Annotated in this window: 12 protein-coding genes; 5 read left to right on the forward strand and 7 right to left on the reverse strand. The window is 68.7% G+C overall.

Features of this window, described 5'->3' with window-relative positions:
- Nucleotides 1-38: 38 nt before the first annotated feature.
- The 4 genes from ACRSBM_RS02100 to ACRSBM_RS02115 form a co-directional block, all read right to left on the reverse strand.
- Entirely contained in the window at nt 39-1,175 is a 1,137-nt protein-coding gene (locus ACRSBM_RS02100) for a hypothetical protein (RefSeq protein WP_434439078.1), read from the reverse strand.
- On the reverse strand, nt 1,172-2,299 hold the full coding sequence (locus tag ACRSBM_RS02105) for a GNAT family N-acetyltransferase (RefSeq protein WP_434439080.1): 1,128 nt from the start codon (nt 2,297-2,299) through the stop codon (nt 1,172-1,174). The genes ACRSBM_RS02100 and ACRSBM_RS02105 overlap by 4 nt, the downstream gene beginning before the upstream one ends.
- A 387-nt stretch (nt 2,300-2,686) precedes the next feature.
- A complete protein-coding gene (locus ACRSBM_RS02110) occupies nt 2,687-3,328 on the reverse strand; it encodes a peptidylprolyl isomerase (RefSeq protein ID WP_434439083.1) in 642 nt (213 codons plus the stop codon).
- A gap of 26 nt (nt 3,329-3,354) precedes the next feature.
- Nucleotides 3,355-4,017 (reverse strand): DUF2306 domain-containing protein, encoded by a 663-nt coding sequence (locus tag ACRSBM_RS02115; RefSeq protein WP_434439085.1) that lies wholly within the window; start codon nt 4,015-4,017, stop codon nt 3,355-3,357.
- 142 nt (nt 4,018-4,159) lie between these two features.
- Between ACRSBM_RS02115 and ACRSBM_RS02120 the strand changes: the two genes are divergently transcribed.
- The 3 genes from ACRSBM_RS02120 (at nt 4,160) to ACRSBM_RS02130 (ending at nt 6,456) form a co-directional block, all read left to right on the forward strand.
- Entirely contained in the window at nt 4,160-4,579 is a 420-nt protein-coding gene (locus ACRSBM_RS02120) for a DUF2690 domain-containing protein (protein WP_434439088.1), read from the forward strand.
- 81 nt (nt 4,580-4,660) lie between these two features.
- Entirely contained in the window at nt 4,661-5,092 is a 432-nt protein-coding gene (locus ACRSBM_RS02125; RefSeq protein ID WP_434439091.1) for a hypothetical protein, read from the forward strand.
- A 155-nt stretch (nt 5,093-5,247) separates the two neighbouring features.
- The gene (locus ACRSBM_RS02130) at nt 5,248-6,456 is read left to right on the forward strand and encodes a peptidase inhibitor family I36 protein (protein WP_434439093.1); all 1,209 of its coding nucleotides are present in this window, start codon (nt 5,248-5,250) and stop codon (nt 6,454-6,456) included.
- A 4-nt stretch (nt 6,457-6,460) separates the two neighbouring features.
- On the opposite strand, the gene ACRSBM_RS02135 is transcribed toward ACRSBM_RS02130, so the two are convergent.
- Nucleotides 6,461-9,133: a BTAD domain-containing putative transcriptional regulator gene (locus ACRSBM_RS02135; RefSeq protein ID WP_434439096.1), complete on the reverse strand. Its 2,673-nt coding sequence runs from the start codon at nt 9,131-9,133 to the stop codon at nt 6,461-6,463.
- Nucleotides 9,134-9,499: 366 nt separating this feature from the next.
- On the opposite strand from ACRSBM_RS02135, the gene ACRSBM_RS02140 reads away from it, so the two are divergent.
- Nucleotides 9,500-11,629, forward strand: a complete 2,130-nt coding sequence (locus ACRSBM_RS02140; RefSeq protein WP_434439098.1) for a bifunctional diguanylate cyclase/phosphohydrolase — start codon at nt 9,500-9,502, stop codon at nt 11,627-11,629.
- Nucleotides 11,630-11,844: 215 nt separating this feature from the next.
- Nucleotides 11,845-13,305: a tannase/feruloyl esterase family alpha/beta hydrolase gene (locus ACRSBM_RS02145; RefSeq protein WP_434439102.1), complete on the forward strand. Its 1,461-nt coding sequence runs from the start codon at nt 11,845-11,847 to the stop codon at nt 13,303-13,305.
- On the opposite strand, the gene pip is transcribed toward ACRSBM_RS02145, so the two are convergent.
- Complete coding sequence (pip, locus tag ACRSBM_RS02150) at nt 13,302-14,249, reverse strand: prolyl aminopeptidase (protein WP_434439105.1); 948 nt, start codon at nt 14,247-14,249, stop codon at nt 13,302-13,304. The genes ACRSBM_RS02145 and pip overlap by 4 nt on opposite strands.
- A gap of 122 nt (nt 14,250-14,371) precedes the next feature.
- Nucleotides 14,372-14,914 (reverse strand): DUF305 domain-containing protein, encoded by a 543-nt coding sequence (locus ACRSBM_RS02155; protein ID WP_434439107.1) that lies wholly within the window; start codon nt 14,912-14,914, stop codon nt 14,372-14,374.
- Nucleotides 14,915-14,930: the final 16 nt, after the last annotated feature.

Consider the following 14,930-nt stretch of genomic DNA (forward strand, 5'->3'; position numbering starts at 1 on the left):
AGCCTCGTCGCCAACCCATTCGCCTTGCCAGAAGTGCCTCATGACTTGCCTTTCAAAAGCTCTGCCGCGGCGATCGCGCAGGAACGGTTGCGGGAGACGCCGGCGCGGCCGAGGATCTCGAACCACGGGGTCTCGTTGCCGCAACCGCACTCCTCAGGTGCGTGCAGCGCGGCGAGGTCGCCCATCAGCACGCTCTGCGCGGGCGCCGAGGTGATGTACGGGGAGACGAACTGGATGTAGCCGGATTCGCCGTAGGGCAACGGTTCCAGCGTCCGGACATCGCGGACCAGGGCACGCGACCAGGTCGGCACGTGCAGGTTGTGGTGCGCGCACTCGACGTACGGCACGGAGTGCTCGACCGAACCGTAGCTGTCGCGGATCCGCACGTCCTGGATGCCGAGCATCTCGGTGACCTTCGAACGCAGCTCGGCCTTCGGGATCTGCCTGTCCGCGTTGCCCTTCCAGCCGCCGCCGAACCACACCATCGAGCGCTCGTTCAGCCGCAACGGCTCGACCCCCAGCGCGCGCATGCGGTCGAGGGTGAAGCTCAGGAACGCCGGGAACCCGAAGATCCGCACCGGCTTGCCGCTGTCCGCGAACCGCCGCAGCGCGCGGATGCTGCCGAACGCGTCGAACTCGTGACCGGTCCCGGTGTGCGCCAGGCCGTAGTCCACGGACTCCACGGGCGCGAAGTCGGTCATGAACTGCCCGGTGAACGAGCTGCCGAGCTTGACCGACGGCGTCGGCTGGTTGAGGTTGATCAGGTAGTGCGCGGGCTGCGAGTCGATGAACCCGTTGTGGTCGTAGATCCGCGCGACCATCCGCCGGCCGGCATGCAACGTCCAGGCGTCCCAGAACATCTGCGACTTCTGCCCGGTCGTGCCGGACGACGTGGCGTGCACGACGACCTCGTTCCGCGGCACCGACAGCACCTCGTGCGCCTTGAAGAAGTTGGCGTGCACGAACGGCTGGTCGGTGATGTCCTTGAGCGGCTTGCCGTTCCACAGGCTGCGGAAGAACTCGTTGTGCTGGGCGTGCCAGCGGTTCGACTCGTTCATGGCTTCCAGGAACAGGTCCTGGTCGCTGTGGTCGTACGGCGCCGCGATGTCGCACAGCGCCTGGACGGCGCCGAGCGAGGGGTCCGGCACCGTCGCTGGACCGAGGTGGGGGTTCATGCCCGGAAGACTCCGTTGGTGTTGAGGAACTTCTGCGTCCACAGCTCGATGTACTGCTCGGTGAAGGGCCGGAACGCCTCGTCGATCGCGAGCCCGCGGAAGTCGGGCGGCTGCGGCGTGTGCACCATGACCACGTAGTCGTGGTACACCTCGCCGTCCTTGCGCATCGCGGGGTACAGCGCCACCGGCAGGAAACCGAACGCCAGCAACGCACTCAGCTCGTCGAACTCGTGCAACGGCACCAGCGTCTCGACGTGCGGCGCGCCCAGGCCGGCCAGCGTGTCGATCACGCCGCCGAGGTGCGGGAGGAGCGCCTGGGGGCTGGGCGTGGCGCCGAAGATCGTGCAGTAACCGTCGTGCCGGTTGAGGTGGCCGTAGATCTGGTACTCGCCGTGCTCGTCGGCCAGCAGCACGTTCGGCCGGTGCAACGGGTAGAACCGGCGCGCCGGGTCGTTGATGCTCCGCTCGAAGTGCCGCTGCACGAACTGCGGCGCCTCGATGACCTCCAGGCGCGAGCGCCCGCCCGCGGCGAACTCGGTGTCCTCGACGAACTCCGGCAGCGTCGGCAGCCCGGCCAGGGCGTGCGTCGCCGTGACGAGCTTCTCGAGGCTCTTCGGCACCTTGTGTACCGCGGCACGCCGGTCGAGGACGCCGTCGCGGTGCTTGGCCAGCAACGTCATCGTCTCGCGCTGGGCGTGCTGGAAGAGGTTCGGCACGAGCCCGAGTGGGTGGAACCCGTTGCGCAGGCACACCCGCTGCGGCGCGAGGTGGACCGTCCGCGCGGTGCCGTAGACCGAGTCGACCTCGCCGCTCGCGAGCATCCGGCCGGTGATCTGCCCGACCGCGTGGTGCGCGATGCCGCCGCCCTGCGCGGCGGGGTCCACGACGAGCCCGGCGATCTTGCCGAGCCGGTCCTGTGCCTCGACGTGGCCGGTGATCGAGGCCAGGACCTGGCCTCGCTCGCGCCACACCAGCCACGTGGTGTGCGCGGCCTCGATCTCCGCCGCCATGACGCCGGGGTCGGTGCCCATCGCGATGGGGTAGTTCGCGCCGTGAGCCCGCCGGTAGAGCCTGAGCAGATCGTCGATGTCGTCGAGTCGAGCCGGCTCGAACTCGGGTGCCACTAGCTGTGCCTCCTTGGAACCGCGCACCCGGTCGGGCGCACGCGGAACAGGCCGGCGCACTGAGTCGGCGAGCGCTCGTGACCGGCTTCTAGCTGATTTCGGGGTTGACCTGAAACAGGTTACTGGCCAGTACAGCCGCCGTTCAGGTGAGGGAAGCGCTGGACCTGCGCAATTGATTCCTGAGGGCGAGCGGGATCACACGAACTATCAAGTCCGCCTCAACGGGAATGGCCGGCATTACGGCGTCTGGCCCAGTCTGGGCTGGTGAAGACCTGGTCGACGCTGTGAGGGAAATCGCGTTCCCGGTTTTTTCTCGCTGTCATGTGTCAATGAAAACGCAAGTAGTCGCCGTTTCAACGAAACGGCGACTACTTGGAAAGAAATTCACTACCGGGCCAGCACGTGCAGAATCCTCACCGGCTTCTTGGGTGCGCCGTCCAGCAGTCCGTCCGGCTGCGGCACGATCCCGGCCTTCACGATCCGGTCGAGCGTGTCCATGCCGTGGGTGACGTGGCCCATCACCGTGTACTTGGGCTGGATGTTGGCGAACGAGTGCACGATGAAGAACTCGCTGCCGTTGGTGCCCGGCCCCTGGTTGCCGTACGCGATCGTGCCGCGCGGATAGGTCTCGGTGCCGGTCACCTCGTCGGCGAACCGGTAGCCGGGCCCGCCCTCCTCGGCCCGGTAGATGTCGCCGCACTGCAGCACGCCCAGGCGCGTGGTGTCGGTCAGCCGCCAGCACTGGGTCATCGTGTAGAACCAGCTCCGCGCCAGGTGCGCGAAGTTCTCCACGCCGCACGGGGCGTTGGCGCGGTCGAGGTCGGCCAGGACCACGCCGTAGTTCGTCACGATGGTGACCTTCACCGTGCCCTTCGCGGGCACGACCGCGCTGGGCGGCGACACCGGGCGGGCCGCCGGGTTCTCGGGTGTCGGGATGAACTCGCACTTCGCGGTCGGCACGGCTTCCGGTGCGGCAGCGGCGACCGGAGCCAGTACCACCATCATCAACACAGCGAGCAGTAGCCTCATGCGGACCGACCGTAGTCGCCAGGACGTCAGACGGGAACGCTTTCCCGCTGCTCGACCGCGGGACGGCGGCGGGCCGGCTTGCGTTCCAGCCACCACTGCGAGATCAGCAACGGGACGGTCCACCCCGCCCACGTCGAGATCCCGGCGATCGTGTTCGGCAGGTCGGCCTCCGGCACCCGGTCCGCGAACAGCAGGAACGCGGCCACGCCCCAGATCCGGTTCGTGATGATCGAGATCGTCAGCACGAAGCTGCGGATCATCCACTTGCGGTGGTCGCGGAACTGGCGTTGCCTCGCCGCGCGCCACGCCAGCCACGTGAAGGTCAGCCACAGCACGGCCAGCAGCACGTTGCTCACCTGCGCGACCGGGCCGAACGGGGTCATCCAGCCGATGACCAGTCCCGCCAGGCCGGAGGGCAGCACCCCGGCGAACACGTAGACACGGCCGATACGGCGGTGCAGTGCCGGGAAGCGGCCACGGAACCACGGCCAAATCTGCACCACACAGGTGACGATGGCGATCGAGGCGCAGACGACGTGCACGACGAGCAGGGGGTAGTGCGGTCCCCAGTCCGACTGCACGCGTGACTGCAGACGATCACCGGTCAGATACGGCGGCAGTGAGAAGGCCACGAAGGCCACCACCACGAACGCCAAGGGGCCCACCCAGGGCTTGCGCAACCACGTCATGGCGCCACGATGACCACACCCGCTGACCGCTCGCGCACCGTTCGCTGACGTCCCCGTTGTCCTGCGGTTCTGACACCTCGCTGACACTTGACGGGGTGTAGCTGTCAGATCGCTGTGAGCGCACTACAGCACTGTCAGCGCCATGAAGTCGACAGCCCTGATCGCCGCGGCCGCGTTCACGCTCCTGATGGCGCCGGACGCGCAGGCCGCGTCCTGTAGCGGAACCGGGTGCAACGGCAAGGACCCGGTGGCCGCCGGATGCAGCAGCGGCACCACCACCGCCGACACCGCGCCCATGTACACGGGCGGCACCGCAGAGCTGCGCTGGTCGCCGTCGTGCCGGACGAACTGGGTGCGGATCTCCAACTACTCCGGCGGCGACTCGGCTCTGCGCATCACCGTGTGGTCGAGCAACGGCCACGTCGGCTTCGTCGCGCCGGGAACGCCCGGCAACCACTGGGGAAACATGGTCTACGCGCCCGGCTGCGCCCGCGGCGAGGTGCTCTACGTCGACGCCAACGGCGTCCACCGCACCGCCCGGCTCGCGTCGAGCGCTTGCTGAGGGGGCGCGCCGTGACCGGCTACATCACCGACTGACCTTCCTGCACCTGCACCACCATCGCAAAACCATTGAGGGAGAAGCATGTTCAGCAAGATCGCCAGCGCGCTCGGCGCGGCCGTGATCGTCGGCGGCGCGATGCTCGGTCTCAGCGCGCCCGCACAGGCCGAGTCGGCGCCGGGGTGTGGCCCCGTGACGCAGATCGGCTCCACCGCGTACATCACCAGCGGTGGCACCAACATCGGCTCCGTCAAGCAGTTCAAGGGCTGTGGCAAGAACTGGGCCTACACCTACGTGTGGGCGGGCTTCCGCTCCACGCACTCCAACTGGGACGTCTGCGTCTCGGTCGCCACCGGTTCGAGCGCGCCGTACACGCTCGAGGGCCTGAAGTGCTACGGCAACAAGGCCGACAACTGGTCGTCGGGCACGGACACGCTGAGCGTGTGCACCCACGCCGTCGGCAACATCAAGTGGAGCGGCAACACGCCGACCGCCAGGACCAGCATCCGTTGCTGATCAGGAAGAAGACCGTTCTCACGGCGGTCTCGGCCCTGACCGTGCCGGCGCCTCTCACGAGCGCCGGCATGGTCGGTTCCTCCAGCTACACCAGCGGTTCCGAGCACTGCGGCTGATTCCGGCCTCCGAGATTCCCTCAAGAAGAAGGGTTCACGGTGTTAAAGAGATTGACGTTCGTCGCGCTGGCAGGTGCTCTGCTCAGCGTGCTCTTCGGTACGGCCCCGGCCTCCGCGGCGACGGCGCGTAACGGTGTGTGCGAGTCCGGCGAGTTCTGCCTGTACTTCAACAGCGACCAGCAGGGCTCGGTTTCCGACTTCAACACCTCCATCTCGGACTACGGCGACAGCCAGCCGAGCTGCTACGACTTCAAGAGCGCCGGCAACGGCCAGGGCGTCTGCGTGAAGAACAACGCCGCCGCCGTCTGGAACCGCATGGGCAGCACGGTCACCGTGTTCTTCAACAGCGGGTACGGCGGCACCAGCCAGGCGATCGGCGCCGGTGCCAAGGCCAACCTCAAGACCGGGCTGAAGAACGAGAACGCGTCCCACCGGATCGGTTCGCCTGCGGCGGCCCGCGACGGCGTCTGCAACGACGACGAGTTCTGCCTGTACTACAACAGCGACCAGGCCGGCTCGGTGTCCGACTTCGCCACCTCCGTCTCCAACTACGGTGACAGCCAGCCGAGCTGCTACGAGTTCAAGGGCGCCGGCAACGGTCAGGGCGTCTGCGTGAAGAACAACGCGGCCTCGGTCTGGAACCGCACCAGCAAGCCCGTCACCGTGTACTTCAACAGCGGCTACGGCGGCACGAACCAGACGATCGCGGCGGGTGGCAAGGCCAACCTCAAGGCGGGCCTGAAGAACGAGAACGCCTCCCACCGGATCGGCGACAGCGGTGGCGGCGACCCCGACCCGGACCCGGGCGACCCCGGGCCGTACCCGACCCCGCCGGACAACCCGCACCCGTCGCAGGCCACCCGCGCGCCGGACATCACCGCTCGCACGGCGTTCGTGCGCACGCAGATCGCCGAGCTGACCGGTGAGCGCCAGTGCTACGTGGGCGACTACCGGCCGGGCGAGCCGTCGACCAGCAACCACAACACCGGCAACGCGCTGGACTGCACCATCTCGAACGCCATCGGCCAGTACCCGAGCTCCGCCCAGGAGGCGCAGGGCTGGAAGCTCGCCAACTGGCTGCGGCAGCACGCCTCCAGGCTCGACGTCCGCTACGTGATCTGGGACGGCAAGATCTGGAGCGTGGCCCGCTCGTCCGAGGGCTGGCGCACCTACACCGCCGGTGGTGGTGTGACGGGTGGTCACTACGACCACGTCCACGTCTCGATCCAGAACCCTTACGGCGACTGATCAGCTAACTGATCAGGCTGTCCAACAGGTTGTCCCTGCGCAGACCGGGTGTGCCGAGCAGTTCGGCCGCCCGGTCCGCGTGCTTCTCCCGGCCTGCCTTGGCGAGCACGAGGTGCGCGACACCCTCGCCGTAACGGTCACCGCGGGCGCTGGTGATCTCCAGGCACCGCTCGGCGTCCTTTGTGGCCTCTTCAGGCTTTCCCGCGGCCAGCAGCACTTCCGCGCGGCACAGCAGCGCCTGCCACTCGTCGTTGTGCTCGCCCGTCATCCGGCACAGCTCGATGCACTCGCTCAGCGCGGCCTCGGCCTCGCTCAGCCGGCCGAGCTTGAACAACGCCTGTCCCTGCGAGGCCAGCGCATACGCCGTTCCGGCCGCGTCGCCGTGGTTCCGGGCGTGTCCGAGGCTTTCGGCGGCGGCGTCGAGCGCCTGGTCGTACCGGCCGGCGACCTGGTGCACCTGAGCCAGCGCGGACAGCGGAACCCGGTGCGCGCCGGCCGGTCCGTACTCCGCGGTGAGCTTGATCGCCTGCGCGAGGGTCGTCGCGGCCTGCTCCAGTTCGCCCAGCTCCCGTTGGATCGTGCCGATGCCGGCGAGCGCGCGGCCCTGTCCGAACGGGTCGTCGGCGCGCGCCCGCAGCACCTCCTCCAGCTGGGCGCGGGCGGTCTCGAACGAGCCGATCCTGCGGTTCGCGGCCGACCGCACCAGAAGCGCCGTCTGCATCGCGGCGGAGGTGCCGATCGTGCGCGCGGCCTGGTCCGCGATCTGGCCCAGTTCGACCAGGTCCGCCACTCTGTCCTGTTTGAACAGATGCGGGTAGAGCATGTGCGCGATCGCCAGGGCGTGGTCGGCCAACGCCGGTTCGGCCACGCTGGATCTGGCCGCCGCCAGCAGGTTCTCGGCCTCGTCGGTCAGCCACCGCAACGGTTCGTCGACGTCCTGCTCGGTCGCGGAGTACGTGAGCGCGCCGAAAGCGTGTGGCCGCAGCTTCTTCAGCGCCGCCGCGAGGGTCTCGCGGTAGTACGTCAACGCGCGGGCGAGCGCTTCCTGTCTCTCGTCGTTCACCTGCTCGGCGCCGAACAACCGCAACAGGTCGTGCACCCGGTACCGCTCCGGCCCGCACGGCTCCACGAGTTTGGCGTCCACCAACGGGTCCAGCGCGCGGTCCACGTCGTCCTGCCCGAGCAACGCCTGCGCGGCCTGCTCGCCGACCGTCGGCACGTTCAGGCCGCACAGCAACGTGAACGCCCTGGTCGAGGACGGGCTCAGGCCTTCGAAGCTCAGCTGGAAGCTCGACCTCACCCCGAGATCGTCGAAGTTCAGCTCGTCGAGCCGGTGGCGCTGGTCCGCGAGCCGCTTCGCGAGCGTCGCGGTCGTCCAGTCCGGCCTTGACCGCAACCGCGCGGCCGCGATCGTGAGGGCCAGCGGCAGGTGGTCGCAGGCCTTCGCGACCTGCTTCGCCGCGGCGCTGTCGTCGCCCAGCAACCGCAGCGCGTCGGCTTCCGGCAGGGGGTCGAGCCGGACGTGCCGGGCGCCGAGCGTGGCGAGCATCCGGCGGCTGGTGATCAGCACGGCGGAACCGGGTTCGCCGGGCAGCAGCGGGCCGACCTGCGCCGCGTCCACCGCGTTGTCGAGCAGGACCAGCACATTGCGCCTGGCCAGCGTCGACCGGTAGAGCGCGGCGGCCTCGGAGGTGTCGGTGGGCACGGCGAGCGGCGGGGTGCCGAGCGCGCGCAGGAACCGCCTGATCACCTCGGCGGGCGAGAGCGGCGCACGGCCCGGCGTGGCGCCGTGCAGGTCGGCGTACAACTGTCCGTCCGGGAAACGTTCCGCCATCGCGTGCGCCGCGGCCGTGGCGAGCGCGCTCTTGCCCTGCCCACCCGGTCCGTGCACGGCGATCACGGTGTCCGCCGAGCCGGTGATCAGCTCGATCTCCGCGCGCCGCCCCACGAACGGATCGGGCCGCGCGGGCAGCTCGCGCGGAACGGCGGGGAGGTCGCCCCGCAGGATCGCGGCGTGCAGGTCCTTCAACTCCTGGCCGGGATCGAGCCCGAGCTCCTCGGCGAGCTGCCGCCGGCCCTCGTCGTAGGTCCTGAGCGCGTCCGCCTGCCGCCCGCTGCGGTGCAGGGCGACCATGAGCGCGCCCCGCAGCCGTTCCCTGGTCGGGTGGTCGGTGACGTACCCGGTCAGCTCGCCGATCACCTCGTGGTGCCGGCCTTCCCTGATCGCCTTGTCGACGCGGCGCTCGATCGCCCCGAGCCGCTCCTCCTCCAACTGGTGCGCGAGCTGGGTGTTGGTGGTCAGCTCGGCCAGCGCCGGTCCGCGCCAGAGGGCCAGCGCCTCGTCGGGGTCGTGGGCCTCGCGGAAGAGCTGCAGGTCGAGCGAGCGGTCCGGGATGTCGAGCCGGTACCCCTGCCGCGACCACCCCAGCGTCACCCCGGGAAGGTCCCTGAGCGCCCTCCTGAGCTGCGAGACGTGCACCTGCACGGCCTTGCGCGCGCTGGCGGGAGGATCGCCGTCCCACAGGATCGACATCAGGTGGTCGACGCTGACGGTCCGGCCGGCGTGCAGGAGCAGCAGCACCAGGACCTGACGGGGCTGGCCTGCGGGAATGCGCACGTTCCGCTGCCCGTGCGTGACGAGCAGCGGCCCAAGCACCCCGAACCGAACGCCGTCCACGCGCTCACGATAGTCCGTTGATCTCCGTGCTCACCGCGTCGATAACGTTCTACTGATCACCACGTTCTGTCCTAATGTCCGTCCGCCGCATACGAGCAACGGTCAACGACGAACGTCGAAGTTGTTGGCGAACGTGTCCTTGGTACCGGAAGGTGTGCGAATCCGCGTCACGCAGGGATAAGTCATGCAAAAATCGTTCGGGGAGCACCTGTGGGCGAGGAACGGTTACACACGGAAAACAGAACGGTGATTTGCGGTGGCGTCCGTATTAGTGGGTCACCTAATTGGAGTAACGGCGGTGCCGCGATGATCCCGAGTCGGGCATCATCACCTGGCTGGACCAAGTCGTAGATCGAGGGGTCTCGTGTGACCATCTTCCGTGCCGGCCGGACCGGAGCGTGGTGGATGTATCTGGTGGCAGGTCACCTGCTGCTGGGCGTCTACTACCTGATTCCGGTCAGCCCTGCGGGGACAACGGGGCAAACGGTACGAGTGGTGCTCTACTGCACGATCAGCGCCTCGGCCGCCATCGCGACATTCGCCGGTGTCAAGCACAACCGCCCCCAATGGAGGCGGCCATGGGTGTTCCTCGCACTGAGCCAGGTCGTTTACGCGATCGCCGACCTGACGTTCTACGCATCGCACTACATCTTCGAGTACACGGTTTACCCCTCGTACGCGGACATCTTCTACCTGGGCCATTACCCGTTGATGGTGGCGGGTGTGATCCTGCTGATCCGCCGCCGCACCCCCGGCCTCGACCTGCCGAGCCTGCTCGACGCCGCGGTGCTCGCGGTCGTCGCGGGCATGGCGTCGTGGCTCTACGTGATCGGCCCGCAGGCGCGGCTCACGTCGCCGGTGCTGATGAAGATCGCGTCGCTGGGCTACCCGATGATGGACCTCGCGCTCTTCGTGGTGGCGCTGCGCCTGATCTTCGGCGCCGGGCCGCGGCCGCGCGCGTTCATCCTGCTGACGTGCAACCTGCTGGGCATCCTGACCGCGGACACCATCTACGTGCTGCAGCGCCTCGACGGCAGCTACCACGCGGGCAACTTCCTCGACGCCATCTGGCTCTCGGCCAACCTGTTCATCGGCGCGGCCGCGCTGCACCCGACGATGGCGCGGCTCGTCGACCGCGCGCACGTCAAGGATGTCGGCCTGAGCCGCGGCCGGATCATCGCGCTGTCGTCGGCCGCCCTCGCCGCGCCGGTGCTGATGCTCGTGCACGACGTGGGCGAGTCGACGCAGGACGTCCTGGTGATCGCGGCGGGCAGCGCGTTGCTGTCGTTGCTGATCATCGCGCGGCTCACGGGGCTCGTCGCGGACCAGCGCAAGCTCGCGATCACCGACAGCCTCACCGGCCTGCACACCCGCCGGTTCTTCGAAGCCCAGCTACCGCTGGAGATCGCTCGCGCGCGGCGCAGCCAGGGCTCGGTCGCGGTGTTCATCATCGACGTCGACCGCTTCAAGTCGATCAACGACAACTACGGCCACCCCGCGGGCGACGACGTGCTGATCGAGGTCGCGGCACGGCTGCGCGCCGCCTCCCGGTCCGGTGAGGTGCTCGCGCGCTACGGCGGCGAGGAGTTCGCTCTGCTCGTGCCGGACGCGGGCCCCGGCCGGCTGTCCGTGATCGCGAACCGGCTGCGTGAACGCGTTGCGGAGAAACCGTTTCCGGTCAACGCGGGCAACGACGACATCCCGCTGTTCGTCACGGTGTCCGTCGGCTCGGCGAGCTTCCCGACGCACGGCGACGGTCCCGACGACATCGTGGTGATCGCGGACCGCGCGCTGTACGCGGCGAAAGCGGCGGGGCGCAACAGGATCGCGGTCGGCCCCGAGCCGTTGCCCGCGGTCGACCCGGACACCGACGGCGCGATGGCGGAGTTCCTCTGCCAGGTCGCCGACCGGGTGGACGGATGGCTGCACCGCTACGACCACAGCCGGTCGGTGTCGCGCTGGGCCGGTGTGGCCGCGGGCGAGTTCGGGCTCGACGCGCCGACGATCAGGGTCGCGCAGCTCTCCGGTCGCCTGCACGACATCGGCAAGATCATCATTCCCGAGGTGGTGCTGACCAAGCCCGGCGCGCTGACGGAGGAGGAGTGGCGGTTGCTGCGCCAGCACCCCGACTTCGGCTACCGGCTCGCGCGGATGGTGCCGGGGTTCGCGGGCGTGGCGCACGTGATCAGGCAGCAGCACGAGCGCTACGACGGTGCCGGGTATCCGGACGGGTTGCGCGGCGCGGACATCCGTGCGGAGGCGAGGATCCTGTCCGTCTGCGTGGCGTGGGCCGCGATGAGGTCGAACCGTCCACATCAGACCGCCCTGGACGAGAACCGCGCGCGGCGCGAGCTGTGGGCCGGGCGCGGCCAGCAGTTCGATCCGGACGTCGTGGACCTCTTCCTCGACCTGCACGCGCAGGGCACCATCGGAACGCTGCGTCCGTCCGGACTGTCCGTTCAGGAGACGGGGTTCCCGGCCGACTTCCGGCAGTGATCGCCGCGCGACTCCACCGGCGTGATCCCGCACGCGCACTTCGATCCGTCCCGACGGCCGCGCGTGCACGTCGGATAACTGGAAGACTTCCCTTGTACGTCCGACTACAGGGGGAAGGACGCTGTATGTATCGCAAGTCGTTGGTATCACTCGTCGTCCTGGCGACGGTCGCGGCGGGGATCGCCCCTGCCGCAGCGAGTCCAGGTTCTCGTCCAGTGCGCTCGTGTGCCGATCTGGTGCGGTCGTTCGACGTTCCGGACGCGCGCACGCGTGTCGCGTCGGCGGTGGTCGTCACCGGTGCCACGGAGTTCTGCGACGTGCGCGGCACGATCGAGCCGAACATCGGCTTCCAGCTGAAGCTGCCGACCCGCGGCTATCAGGGGCGCTATCTCCAGTACGGATGTGGCGGGTTCTGCGGGATCATCGACGACCCGGACTTCCCGGACGGCTGCGGACCGGCGTTCGGTGACGCCGCGGTGGCGGCGACGGACGACGGCCACCAGGTCTCGCCGCCGGGCAACGGGTTCGACACGACCTGGGCGGCCGACGACCAGGCGGCGCGCGACGACTACTTCTTCCGCGCGCCACACGCGTTGTCGAAGGTGTCCAAACACATCATCTCGGTGTTCTACGGCAAGGCGCCCTCGAAGTCGTACTTCAACGGCTGCTCCAACGGCGGGCGCGAAGGACTGCTGCTGGCCCAGCGCTACCCGCACGACTTCGACGGCATCATCGCGGCGGCACCGGCGGCCTACTACACCGCGCTGATCGGCTACCAGGCGTGGATCGCCCGGAACACCATCCCGAACGACAAGATCTTCCTGTTGCACAGCGCGGTGATGAAGGCCTGCGACGGCCTGGACGGCCTGGTGGACGGGCAGATCGACGACCCGCGCCTGTGCCAGTTCGATCCAGGGACCCTGGCGGGTCAGCTGACCGGCGACGAGATCGCGCGGGTCCGCCGGCTCTACGCCGGTCCGTCCGACGGCGGTGTGCGGCTCTACCCCGGCGGCCAGGCCTACGGCTCGGAGATCTCCTGGACGTTCTGGCTCAACCCGAGCCCGGAGCTCGGCAGGGGAATCGCCGCCGAGCTCGCGGACAACGGGTTGAGGCACCTCGTCTACCCGATCGGCCGGCCCCACTCGTCGCTGGAGGAGTTCGAGTTCACCATGCGCGAGTTCCGGCGGCTGGTGCCGGAGACCGTGAAGGCGAACGCGCTGTCGCTCGACCTGCGCCCGTTCCAGCGCTCCGGCGGCAAGCTGATCCTCTGGCACGGTGCGGGAGACCAGGGCATCCCGTTCGAGGGCACGCTCGACTACTGGCAGCGCCTGACGGGCGGACGTGCGCAGGACTGGGCCCGGCTGTTCGTCGTGCCGTCGATGTGGCACTGCGCCGGCGGTGACACCCTGACCGAGTTCGACCCGTTCCGCTCACTCGTGTCGTGGGTCGAGGGCGGCCAGGCGCCGTTCCGCGTCGTCGCCACCGGGCGGGACCAGGACGGCAACGTCGTGCGCACCCGGCCGGTTTTCCCGTACCCGTTGCGGGCCGAGTACTCCGGCTCCGGTTCCGTGGACGACGCCGCGAACTTCGTTCCAGCGCCGGGGTTCGGGTTCTCCGACCGGATCAGGTGGGTCGGTGAGGATCTCTACCACCGGCCCGGACCCGTCGCGCCCTAACGGAACTTGTGCACGGCAGCGGTGATGGCCCGGTCCATGCTGTTGCCCTCCATGATGACGTGGCCGGCGTCGTTCAGGATGACCAGTTCGGCGTCGGGCCACCTCTTCGCGACCTCCCACGCGGTGTGCAGCGGCCCGCCGAAGTCGTTGCGGCCGTGGATCAGGATGCCGGGGATGCCCTTCAGCCTGTCGAGGTTATCGAAGATGTAGCCGGGCTCGAGGAACGCCTCGTTGCCCCAGTAGTGGGTCACGGTCCGGGCGAGCCGGTAGCGGGTGACCGGGTCTTCGTACCTCGTGCCGGCGAAGTCGTTGTCGCCACCGGTGATCGTGGCGAGGTCCCACTTGTTCCAGTCCCAGGCGGCCTTCTTCCGGACGGCCGGATCCGGTGAGTTGAGGAGTCTGTTGTAGGCCAGGGCCAGGTTGCCGTCGCGGTCCTGTTCGGGGACGCCGTCGCGGAACGCCTCGAAGTAGTCGGGGAAGAACATGCCCAGGCCGCGGGTGATCCACGCGTGTTCTTCCGGGCGTGAGGTGGTGACGGCGGGGATGATGATCTCGCTGACGCGGTCCGGGTGCTGGATGGCGTAGGCGAGGATCAGGGTGGAGCCCCAGGATCCGCCGATCAGCAGCCACCTGTCGATGCCGAGGTGCTCGCGGAGTTTCTCGGCGTCGTCGATCAGGTGCTGGGTGGTGTTGTGCGCCATGCTGGTGGCGGGGTCCGCGGCCGACGGCGTGCTCCTGCCCGCGCCGCGCTGGTCCCACAGGATCAGGTTCCAGTGGTCCGGGTCGAAGTCCTCACGCCATCGCGGGGACGAGCCGGAGCCAGGGCCGCCGTGGAAGACGACCGCTGGTTTGCCGCTGGGGTTTCCGCTGGCCTCCCAGTGGATTCGCTGACCGTCTCCGACTTCGAGCATGCCTTGGGCGTAGGGCTCCACCTGTGGGTACATGGTGGGGAGGTTATTGGGCGTGATGTTGGGGTGCCGAGCGAGTTTCGGGGGCTGGTGGGTGCGGATACGCCGACACGTCCACTGCCTCGTGGCGGTGGACGTGCACGCGATGTCCTGGTGCGTCAGGACTTCTGCTTGGCACTGATCTGGTCGAGCACCTCGGTCTGCGACACGATGATCTTGCCAGCCAGGGCTTTCGAGCCGATGTGCTCGCCCTTGGCCTGGGCGTCCTTCGCCATGTCGACGCCGCTGCGGAGGTGGCGGGAGAGGGTGGCGAGGAAGAGGTCGTCGAACTGCTTACCCTGCGCGGCTTTCAGGGTTTCGACGTCCTTGACGGTCATCATGCCCGCCATCTTGTGGGTGGCGTTCGCGTCGTCGCCGGGGACCTGGATGTTCCAGCTTCGCAGGTAGGTGGCCATCTGTTCGATCTCGCCCGCTTCGGCGGTGGCGATCTTGTCCGCCACGTCGACCACGAACTGGTCCTTGGACCGTTCCATGGCGACCTTCGCGATGTCGATCGTCTGGCGGTGATGGGGGATCATCCGCAAGGAGAACGTCGCGTCCGCCTCGTTGGCCGATGGTTCGCCGGAGTTGCCTCCGCCGACCGATGAACAGCCCGTCAGCGCCAGCAGCCCTAGCACGATGATGAGCAGACGCGCTCGCATGAAGCCTCCCGTCTCG

It is taken from the genome of Lentzea xerophila (assembly GCF_051094245.1).
Lineage (GTDB): Bacteria > Actinomycetota > Actinomycetes > Mycobacteriales > Pseudonocardiaceae > Lentzea > Lentzea xerophila.